The organism is Streptomyces sp. (genome assembly GCF_036566765.1).
Lineage (GTDB): Bacteria > Actinomycetota > Actinomycetes > Streptomycetales > Streptomycetaceae > Streptomyces.
The window spans coordinates 1-8,041 of the sequence record NZ_DATCVQ010000505.1 but is presented as its reverse complement, the minus strand read 5'-3'; the positions used below and the strand labels follow the sequence as shown (position 1 = coordinate 8,041).

The window sequence follows — 8,041 nt, the reverse complement described above, 5'->3', positions numbered from 1 at the left end:
GGGACGGCCGGAGCGGGCGGGCCGGGGTCCGGGCCGGGCGCCGGCGAGGCCGAGCGGTCCGGGGCGGCTGCCGCGGCCGGGCGAGATCTGGTGGGCGGAGGTGCCCTACGAGGACGGTCCGGGCTCGAAGGACCGGCCGTGCCTGGTGCTGTCGCTGCGCGGGGACTGCGCGCGGGTCGCGAAGATCACCAGTAAGTACCACGACGAGCGGCCGGGCGTGATCGCGCTGCCGCCGGGGTCGGTGGGCGACGCGCAGGGGCGGAAGAGCTTCCTGGAGACGGACGAGCTGCGGGAGGTCGCGGTGTGGGAGTTCCGCCGCAAAGTGGGAACGGCGGACCCGGTCGTCTGGGACCAGGTCCGCCATCTGACGTGACGGCGGGGCGCGCCGCCCGCGCAGGGGCCTACGCCCGGCGCGCCGCCCGCGCGAGGGCCTACGCCCAGAGCTGCCCCTGCAGCGTCTCGATCGCCTCTTCCGTCGTCTGCGCCGTGTAGACGCCCGTCGACAGGTACTTCCAGCCGCCGTCGGCGACGACGAACACGATGTCCGCGCTCTCGCCCGCCTTCAGCGCCTTGTTGCCGACGCCGATCGCCGCGTGCAGCGCCGCGCCGGTCGAGACGCCCGCGAAGATGCCCTCCTGCTGGAGGAGTTCGCGGGTGCGGGTGACCGCGTCCGCCGAGCCGACGGAGAAGCGGGTGGTCAGCACGGAGGCGTCGTACAGCTCCGGTACGAAGCCCTCGTCGAGGTTCCGCAGGCCGTACACCAGGTCGTCGTACCGCGGCTCGGCGGCGACGATCTTGACGTCCGGCTTGTGCTCGCGCAGGTAGCGGCCGACGCCCATGAGGGTGCCGGTGGTGCCGAGGCCGGCGACGAAGTGCGTGATCGACGGCAGGTCCGCGAGGATCTCCGGGCCGGTCGTCGCGTAGTGCGCGCCCGCGTTGTCGGGGTTGCCGTACTGGTAGAGCATCACCCAGTCCGGGTTCTGCTCGGCCAGCTCCTTGGCGAGCCGGACGGCGGTGTTGGAGCCGCCGGCGGCCGGGGACGGGACGATCTCCGCGCCCCACATCGCCAGCAGCTGGCGGCGCTCCTCGCTGGTGTTCTCCGGCATGACGCAGACGATGCGGTAGCCCTTGAGCCGCGCGGCCATCGCCAGCGAGATCCCCGTGTTGCCCGAGGTGGGTTCGAGGATCGTGCAGCCGGGGGTGAGCCGGCCGGCCTTCTCCGCCTGCTCGATCATGTGCAGGGCCGGGCGGTCCTTGATGGAGCCGGTCGGGTTGCGGTCCTCCAGCTTCGCCCAGATGCGGACGTCGTCCGACGGGGAGAGCCTCGGGAGCCGCACGAGGGGCGTGTTGCCCACCGCGGCGAGCGGGGAGTCGTAGCGCATGTCAGACCATGCCGCCGGCCACGGCCGGGAGGATCGTGACGTTGTCGCCGTCGGTCAGCTTGGTCTCGATGCCGTCCAGGAAGCGGACGTCCTCATCGTTGAGGTACACGTTGACGAAGCGGCGCAGCGCGCCGTTGTCCACGATGCGGGCCTCGATCCCGGTGTGGCGGGTCTCCAGGTCGGCGAAGAGCTCGGCGAGGGTCCCGCCGTTGCCCTCGACGGCCTTGGCGCCGTCGGTGTAGGTGCGGAGGATGGTCGGGATGCGGACCTCGATGGCCATGGCATGGGCTCCTGTCGGGAGTGGCGTGAAGGGCGCGCGGCTGTAGGGGCCCCCGCGCGGGGTGCAGTGCTGCTGAGCGCTCGTGCGCTCCCGCTCACATCGCGCTGGCGAGACGGCACAGGTCGACGTGCAGCCGCGCCGTGAGCAGCACGCTGCCCGGCGTCGTCACTTCGCTCACGTCGTGGAGAACCATGGGCTCATCGTATCGATTCCCGGTCCGGGTTCCGGAATGTGATCTCGAATTCTGGACGGTCGCTGCTCAGCCCGTGGACTCGTTCGCCTCTGCGTAGGCCTCGACGATCTCCACCTTCTCCTCCGTGACCTCGCCTTCGACGATCCGGAAGGAGCGGAACTGGAACTCGCCGGCGCCGTCGGCGTCCGCGGTGGAGACGAGGACGTAGTGCGCCCCGGGCTCGTTCGCGTAGGAGATGTCGGTACGGGAGGGGTAGGCCTCGGTCGCGGTGTGCGAGTGGTAGACGATCACCGGCTCCTCGTCCCGGTCGTCCATCTCGCGGTACAGCTTCAGCAGGTCCGAGGAGTCGAACTCGTAGAAGGTGGGCGACCGGGCGGCGTTGAGCATCGGGATGAAGCGCTCGGGGCGGCCGCTGCCGACCGGGCCGGCGACGACGCCGCAGGCCTCGTCGGGGTGGTCCGCGCGGGCGTGCGCGACGATCCGGTCGTACAGGTCACGGGTGAGGGTCAGCGTCTGCGACATGTGCGACAGGATAAGCAAAAGGGCCGTCCCGTACCGAGGAGTGGTACGGGACGGCCCGGATGCCGAGACGGCGGAGGTCAGGAGCCCAGCGGCTCAGGCGCTCAGGCGCTCAGACGCTCAGGAGCGCTTGACGAAGGCCGCACCCTGGGGGTTGCGGGACTTCAGGACGAGGTAGGCCACGGCCAGGATCGCGCCCCACAGCGGCGCGCAGTACAGCGAGATCCGCGCGTCCTTGTCGATGCCCATCATCACGATGACCATGAGGATGAAGGCGAGGGCGAAGAGGCTGGCCCAGATGCCGCCCGGCGCCTTGAAGGACGACTGGGGCAGCTCGCCGCGGTCGGCCTTGATGCGGAAGCGGACCTGGCAGACCAGGATCATGATCCAGGCCCACATGCCGGAGATGGTGGCGAAGGAGACGACGTAGTTGAAGGCGTCGCCGGGCCACTGGTAGTTGATCCAGACGCCGACCATCATCAGTCCGGCGGAGAACGATGTGCCGACCAGCGGCAGGCCGTTCCTGGTGAGCTTGGTGAAGAACTTCGGGCCCTGGCCGTTGAGCGCGAGGTCGCGCAGCATCCGGCCGGTGGAGTACATGCCCGAGTTGCAGGAGGAGAGCGCGGCGGTCAGGACGACGAAGTTCACGATCGCGGCGCCGATGCCGAGGCCCATCTTCTCGAAGGCCGCGACGAACGGGGAGACGCCCGGCTGGAAGTGGGTCCACGGGACGACCGACAGGATCATGACCAGCGCGCCGACGTAGAAGACGGCGATGCGCCACGGGACGGTGTTGATCGCCTTGGGCAGGACGGTCTTGGGGTCCTTGGACTCGCCCGCCGTCACACCGACCAGCTCGACCGCGAGGAAGGCGAACATGACCATCTGCAGGGTCATCAGGGTGGAGCCGATGCCCTTGGGGAAGAAGCCGCCCTCGGACCACAGCAGGGTCATCGAGGCGGTGTCACCGGCGTCGGAGAAGCCGATGGTCAGGATGCCGGCGCAGATCAGGATCATGCCGACGATCGCGGTGACCTTGACCATGGAGAACCAGAACTCGAGCTCGCCGAAGAGCTTGACGGAGATCAGGTTCGCGAGGAACAGGACGACCGTGAAGAACAGGGCGAAGACCCACTGCGGCTGATTGAGGATGCCGTCCGCGTTCTTGGTCCAGTACTGCATGTACTCGGACGCCGCGGTGACCTCGGTGATGCCGGTGACGACCCAGAAGAGCCAGTACGTCCAGCCGGTCACGAAGCCCGCGAAGGGGCCGATGAACTCGCGCGCGTACTCCGAGAAGGAGCCCGACACGGGGCGGTACATGAGGAGCTCGCCGAGCGCCCGCATGATGAAGAAGATGACGAGGCCGGCGATGGCGTACGCGAGGATCAGACTCGGGCCGGCCTTGGAGATGCCCTTGCCCGCGCCGAGGAAGAGGCCGGTGCCGATGGCACCGCCGATCGCGATCATCTGGATCTGACGGGCGCCGAGCGCCCTGTGATAGCCCTCGCCCGCGGAGTCCGCGGCCTCACTGCCGTCGTGCTGCTTGTCGACCTGCACTGAGGTCATGGTGATGCGCCTTTCTCCATGCTGATCCGCGGCGACGGCCTGTGCGTCTGCTGCGGATCAGGTCCTGATCCCCCCGGATGTGGATGGAGTGCCGCCGGCGGTCAGCCGGTCGAAGCGCCCTCGGGAACAGGGGTGGCGTCCCCGAGCGGTCGTGAAGATCTATCACGGCTGAAACAGCGATCGGCGGGGAGAATTGTGGCGCACGCCACAGGGAGAAGCGGACATAGGAGTCAGCGCGTCGTAAAGGTGTGCCCTTCGGTGACGTATTCGTTATCCGGATTTGAGTGTCCGTTGAGCGAACACTTCCGGGCCCGGGGGTGCCGCCTCAGGGCATCAGGGTCTCGACGAGCGTCTCCTGGAGCGCGCCGAGCCAGAGGTACGCCATGACCATCGGCTTGCGCGGGTCCTCGTCCGGCAGCCGGTACAGGTCCCCGCCCTCGTCCTCGTCGGAGACGTCGAGCCGGGTGCCGATGGTGAGCCGCAGGTCGTTGAGCGCGCCCAGCCAGGAGCGGGACTCCTCGGCGGTGAGCTTGAGGACCGCGCCGCCCTCCCCGGACGCGGTGAGCGCGTCGAGGGTGCGGACGACCGTGAGGGCGTCGTCCCGCTTGCGGGCGCGCAGGTCCTTCTCGGTGAAGCGGCGGAAGTCCGCGGCGGCCGCCCGCAGCTCCTCGTCGTCGTCCGCGTACGCGTCCGGGAAGAGCCGGCGCAGCGCCGGGTCGGACGGCGGCTCGGTCGGGCCCTCCGCGAACAGCGCAGCCAGCGGGTCCTCGCCCTCCACGGGCTCGTCGCCGGGGCCGATCAGCTCCAGGAGCTGGACGGCGAGGGAGCGCAGGATGGAGATCTCGACCTCGTCCAGGGGGACGGCCGCGCCGCCGCCGGGCAGCGCCTCGAAATGTCCGGCCATCACTTGCGGTCCTGGGAGAGGGTCGCCCACAGCCCGTAGCCGTGCATCGCCTGCACGTCGCGTTCCATCTCCTCGCGGGTGCCGCTGGAGACCACCGCGCGGCCCTTGTTGTGCACGTCGAGCATCAGCTTGTGCGCCTTGTCCTTGGAGTAGCCGAAGTACGCCTGGAAGACGTAGGTGACATAGCTCATCAGATTGACGGGGTCGTTGTGCACGATGGTCACCCACGGCACGTCCGGCTCGACGGCCTCGAAGTGCTCTTCGGCAGGTTTCGTGCGTTCGATCTCAATTGGCGCGACGCTCACTTACCCCATGCTGCCACTCGAAGGGGGTCGTCGCACAAACGGGTAGCGCCTCTCGCACGAGTGCCCTACCAGTGCCGTGCGAGTGCGGAACGAGTCCCGCGCGAGTGCCGGACGAGAAATCGTCACTCTGACGATTTCTCGTGTAGCATCGCTGACATGAACGCTGCGGACCTTGGGCTGCCGGTGGATGTTCCCTCGACGGCGCTCTTCACCGACCAGTACGAGCTGACCATGTTGCAGGCCGCCCTGCGGGCGGGCACCGCGGACCGGCGGTCCGTCTTCGAGGTCTTCACCCGACGGCTGCCCGAGGGCCGCCGGTACGGCGTCGTCGCCGGCACCGGCCGCGTCCTCGACGCCGTGGAGAACTTCCGCTTCGACGCGGGCGTCCTCGGCTTCCTGCGCGAGCAGGGCATCGTCGACGAGCCGACCCTCGAATGGCTGGCGGGCTACCGCTTCTCCGGCGACATCTGGGGCTACCCGGAGGGCGAGGTGTACTTCCCCGGCTCGCCGATCCTGCGGGTCGAGGGCTCCTTCGCCGAGTGCGTGCTCCTGGAGACCGTGATCCTGTCGATCCTCAACCACGACTCCGCCATCGCGGCCGCGGCCTCCCGGATGTCCGCCGCGGCCGGCGACCGGCGGCTGATCGAGATGGGCGCCCGGCGCACCCACGAGCTGGCCGCCGTGGCCTCGGCGCGAGCCGCGTACGTCGGCGGCTTCGAGGCCACCTCGGACCTGGCGGCGGGCTTCCGGTACGGCATCCCGACCGTCGGCACCTCCGCGCACGCCTTCACCCTGCTGCACGACAGCGAGCGGGACGCCTTCCGGGCGCAGATCGACTCGCTGGGCAAGGGGACGACGCTGCTCGTCGACACCTTCGACGTCGCCGAGGCCGTCCGCACCGCGGTCGAGCTCGCCGGCACCGACCTCGGGGCCGTCCGGATCGACTCGGGCGACCTGCTCCTGGTCGCGCACCGGGTGCGCCAGCAGTTGGACGAGCTGGGCGCGACGAACACCAAGATCGTGGTCACCTCGGACCTCGACGAGTACGCCATCGCCTCGCTGGCGGCGGCGCCGGTGGACGCGTACGGGGTGGGCACCCAGCTGGTGACCGGCAGCGGGCACCCGACCTGCTCGATGGTCTACAAGCTGGTCGCCCGCGCCGAGTCCGCGGACCCGAAGGCGCCGCTGGTCCCGGTCGCCAAGAAGTCGACGGGCGGCAAGACGTCCATCGGCGGCCGCAAGTGGGCGGCCCGCCGGGTCGACGACGAGGGCGTCGCGGACGCGGAGATCATCGGCACCGGCCCGGTCCCGGCCGAGCTCGCGGACCGGCAGCTCCTGGCGGAGCTGGTCAAGGGCGGCGAGGTGATCGCCCGTGAGCCGCTGGACACGGTCCGCGCCCGGCACATCGAGGCGCGGGCGGGGCTGCCGATGTCGGCGATCCAGCTCTCCCGCGGCGAACCGGTCATCCCGACGCAGTACGTGTAGACGCAGTACGTGTAGTCGTACCCGGTGGGGGTAGCGCCCTGTCATGCCCCGTCATGCCCCCTCCCGCAGGGCGGGGGAAGTCTCTACCCTCGACATCACCCCCGACCGACCCCGTCGCCTCCCCCCATCGAAGGACAACCGCCATGCACCGCGCATTGATCGTCGTGGATGTTCAGAACGACTTCTGCGAGGGCGGCAGCCTCGCGGTGGCGGGCGGCGCGGACGTCGCCGCCGCGGTCACCGACCTGGTCGGCGAGGCCGCGGGGGCCGTGTACCGGCACGTCGTGGCCACCCGGGACCACCACATCGACCCGGGCGAGCACTTCTCCGCCCACCCCGACTACGTCGACTCCTGGCCGGCGCACTGCGTGGCGGGCACGGAGGGCGTGGGCTTCCACCCGAACTTCGCTCCGGCGGTGGCGTCCGGCGCGATCGACGCCGTCTTCGACAAGGGCGCGTACGAGGCCGCGTACAGCGGCTTCGAGGGCCTGGACGAGAACGGCGAGACGCTCGCGCAGTGGCTCCGGGACCGGGGGGTCACGGAGGTGGACGTGGTGGGGATCGCGACGGATCACTGCGTGCGGGCGACGGCGCTGGATGCGGCGGCGGAGGGGTTCCGCACTCAGGTCCTGCTGGACCTGACCGCGGGGGTCTCCAAGGAGACGACGGATCGGGCGCTGGAGGAGCTGCGGGGGGCCGGGGTCGAGCTGACCGGGAAGCCGGTCGTGGCCTAGGGCCCGGACAGGCCCTAGGGAGCTGTTACGGCACCGGGGCCGTGGGTTGTGCCCACCCGTTCCGCCCCTGCGGAACGTATGCCCACAACGGGGTCATGGGGCAGTGAACGCGTGCCCGCAACAGGGTCCTGGGGCAGTGGACGTGTGCCCACGACGGCGGCCACCGGCTCCTTCGGGAGTGTGCGTATCGAGTGCCACAGCTCCGCCGGCGTCGAGCGCCACAGGAGGCCGTCCGGGTGGTGGAGGACTGCGGTGATCTCGTCCGGGGTCGGGGGCTCCGCGTTGCCGCGGAGGTAGACGGTCCGCAGGCCCAGGTTCCGCAGCCTGGTCAGGGCGCGGGCCCGGTTCGCGGCGTGGACCAGGAAGCGGACCGTGCGCCCGTCCCCGGCCGGGCTGGGCAGCCCGATCGCGACGACCACACTTCCGTTCGGCAACTTGTGAAACCCTCCGCCGGGCATGCGGAACCACTCCCCCGTGAGCTGGCTGTCAATAAGAACTCGGTCAGACGCACCTAAACACGATCGGCCGCCGCCCGCTAGAGGGCGACGGCCGATCACGCTTTGACCTGCGGTGATGCGAGTTACTTGGTCGACGGACCCACCTGGACGGTGACCGTCTGGCCGTTCAGCGGCTCCTTGACGACCTGAATCTTGGTGTTGGTGTCAGTTAC

The 8,041-nt window shown here is 70.0% G+C and carries 10 protein-coding genes and 1 pseudogene; 3 read left to right on the top strand and 8 right to left on the bottom strand.

Going from position 1 to position 8,041, the window contains the following annotated elements:
* Positions 1-373 (top strand): type II toxin-antitoxin system PemK/MazF family toxin (locus VIU94_RS29490; protein ID WP_331915874.1); only part of this gene is annotated, 373 nt, incomplete at its 5' end.
* A 58-nt stretch (positions 374-431) separates the two neighbouring features.
* Here the strand turns inward: VIU94_RS29490 and VIU94_RS29485 are convergent.
* The 7 genes from VIU94_RS29485 to clpS all read right to left on the bottom strand — a co-directional run bounded on the left by VIU94_RS29485 (position 432) and on the right by clpS (position 5,152).
* Positions 432-1,382: a PLP-dependent cysteine synthase family protein gene (locus tag VIU94_RS29485; RefSeq protein WP_331915872.1), complete on the bottom strand. Its 951-nt coding sequence runs from the start codon at positions 1,380-1,382 to the stop codon at positions 432-434.
* A gap of 1 nt (position 1,383) precedes the next feature.
* The gene (locus tag VIU94_RS29480) at positions 1,384-1,662 is read right to left on the bottom strand and encodes a MoaD/ThiS family protein (protein WP_331915870.1); all 279 of its coding nucleotides are present in this window, start codon (positions 1,660-1,662) and stop codon (positions 1,384-1,386) included.
* Between the two features lie 94 nt (positions 1,663-1,756).
* Positions 1,757-1,855, bottom strand: a complete 99-nt coding sequence (locus VIU94_RS29475) for a putative leader peptide (RefSeq protein WP_331915868.1) — start codon at positions 1,853-1,855, stop codon at positions 1,757-1,759.
* Positions 1,856-1,921: 66 nt separating this feature from the next.
* Positions 1,922-2,377 carry a M67 family metallopeptidase gene (locus tag VIU94_RS29470; protein WP_331915866.1) on the bottom strand — a complete coding sequence of 152 codons (456 nt, stop codon included), beginning with the start codon at positions 2,375-2,377 and terminating at the stop codon, positions 1,922-1,924.
* A 117-nt stretch (positions 2,378-2,494) separates the two neighbouring features.
* Positions 2,495-3,943, bottom strand: coding sequence for an amino acid permease (locus VIU94_RS29465; protein ID WP_331915864.1), 1,449 nt, complete (start codon positions 3,941-3,943; stop codon positions 2,495-2,497).
* 325 nt (positions 3,944-4,268) lie between these two features.
* The gene (locus VIU94_RS29460; RefSeq protein WP_331915862.1) at positions 4,269-4,847 is read right to left on the bottom strand and encodes a DUF2017 domain-containing protein; all 579 of its coding nucleotides are present in this window, start codon (positions 4,845-4,847) and stop codon (positions 4,269-4,271) included.
* Positions 4,847-5,152 (bottom strand): ATP-dependent Clp protease adapter ClpS, encoded by a 306-nt coding sequence (gene clpS, locus VIU94_RS29455; RefSeq protein ID WP_331915860.1) that lies wholly within the window; start codon positions 5,150-5,152, stop codon positions 4,847-4,849. The genes VIU94_RS29460 and clpS overlap by 1 nt, the downstream gene beginning before the upstream one ends.
* Before the next feature lie 156 nt (positions 5,153-5,308).
* Here clpS and VIU94_RS29450 point away from each other — a divergent pair, with 156 nt between their 5' ends.
* Complete coding sequence (locus VIU94_RS29450) at positions 5,309-6,637, top strand: nicotinate phosphoribosyltransferase (RefSeq protein ID WP_331915858.1); 1,329 nt, start codon at positions 5,309-5,311, stop codon at positions 6,635-6,637.
* 143 nt (positions 6,638-6,780) lie between these two features.
* Positions 6,781-7,371: an isochorismatase family protein gene (locus VIU94_RS29445; protein WP_331915856.1), complete on the top strand. Its 591-nt coding sequence runs from the start codon at positions 6,781-6,783 to the stop codon at positions 7,369-7,371.
* Positions 7,372-7,529: 158 nt separating this feature from the next.
* Here VIU94_RS29445 and VIU94_RS29440 read toward each other — a convergent pair.
* Positions 7,530-7,829 (bottom strand): annotated as a pseudogene (locus VIU94_RS29440) (hypothetical protein); the annotation flags it as partial.
* Positions 7,830-8,041: the final 212 nt, after the last annotated feature.

Coding starts and splice junctions, on each gene's coding strand:
- VIU94_RS29485 (WP_331915872.1), bottom strand. CDS start 1,382: ATGCGCTACGACTCCCCGCTCGCCGCGGTGGGCAACACGCCCCTCGTG.
- VIU94_RS29480 (WP_331915870.1), bottom strand. CDS start 1,662: ATGGCCATCGAGGTCCGCATCCCGACCATCCTCCGCACCTACACCGAC.
- VIU94_RS29475 (WP_331915868.1), bottom strand. CDS start 1,855: ATGGTTCTCCACGACGTGAGCGAAGTGACGACGCCGGGCAGCGTGCTG.
- VIU94_RS29470 (WP_331915866.1), bottom strand. CDS start 2,377: ATGTCGCAGACGCTGACCCTCACCCGTGACCTGTACGACCGGATCGTC.
- VIU94_RS29465 (WP_331915864.1), bottom strand. CDS start 3,943: ATGACCTCAGTGCAGGTCGACAAGCAGCACGACGGCAGTGAGGCCGCG.
- VIU94_RS29460 (WP_331915862.1), bottom strand. CDS start 4,847: ATGGCCGGACATTTCGAGGCGCTGCCCGGCGGCGGCGCGGCCGTCCCC.
- VIU94_RS29450 (WP_331915858.1), top strand. CDS start 5,309: ATGAACGCTGCGGACCTTGGGCTGCCGGTGGATGTTCCCTCGACGGCG.
- VIU94_RS29445 (WP_331915856.1), top strand. CDS start 6,781: ATGCACCGCGCATTGATCGTCGTGGATGTTCAGAACGACTTCTGCGAG.